This is a genomic window from Burkholderia sp. BCC1640 (assembly GCF_902833125.1).
Taxonomy (GTDB): Bacteria; Pseudomonadota; Gammaproteobacteria; order Burkholderiales; family Burkholderiaceae; genus Burkholderia; species Burkholderia diffusa.
Window position 1 is genome coordinate 1 of record NZ_CADFEF010000122.1, and the last position, 613, is coordinate 613.

General features: G+C 66.2%; 1 protein-coding gene. It reads right to left on the minus strand.

Annotation, left to right across the window (positions count from 1 at the left end):
* Positions 1-603 (minus strand): Ig-like domain-containing protein (locus tag HWX25_RS32780; protein WP_244135335.1); only part of this gene is annotated, 603 nt, incomplete at its 3' end.
* Between the last annotated feature and the right edge of the window lie 10 nt (positions 604-613).

A 613-nucleotide genomic window follows, 5' to 3' on the forward strand; every position in this document is an offset into this window, starting at 1 on the left:
GTCGTTCGTCTCGCCGTTCGGCGCGACATTGCCCACCTGCGGCTCGACCGCGTCGAACACGCCCGTGATCGACGGTGCGCTCGGCACCCCGCCCACCTGCAGCGTGAAATCAAAGCCGTCGCTCGACGCGCTTTCATTGCCAGCGGCATCCTTCGCGATCACCGACAGCGTGTGCGTCCCTTCCGGCAACGACGAAGCGGGCCGGAACGACCATTGGCCGTCCGCATCCGCCCGCGTGCTGCCCAGCAGTACCTTCGTGCCGTTCGCGACGTCATAGATCATGACAATGCTGTTCTGCTCGGCCGTGCCTCGCAGCGTCGGCTGCGCATCGTCGGTCGTATCGTGCGGATGCAGCGGCCCGGTCTCGTTGCCGGCGTTGTCGATGACTTCCTCGAGCGACGGCTTGCCCGGCGGCGTCAAGTCGATGTTCAACTCGTACGGCTGCGACGGCGCGCTTTGCGCGCCGGATATGTCCTTCGACTGCGCAATCAGCGCATGCTTGCCTTCCGTCAGCGCATGGGCCGAGTCCGGCGTGAAGCTCCACTTGCCCGACGCGTCCGTCGTGGCCGAACCCAGCGTCGTGTCGCCATCGCGGATCGTCACGATCGAACCC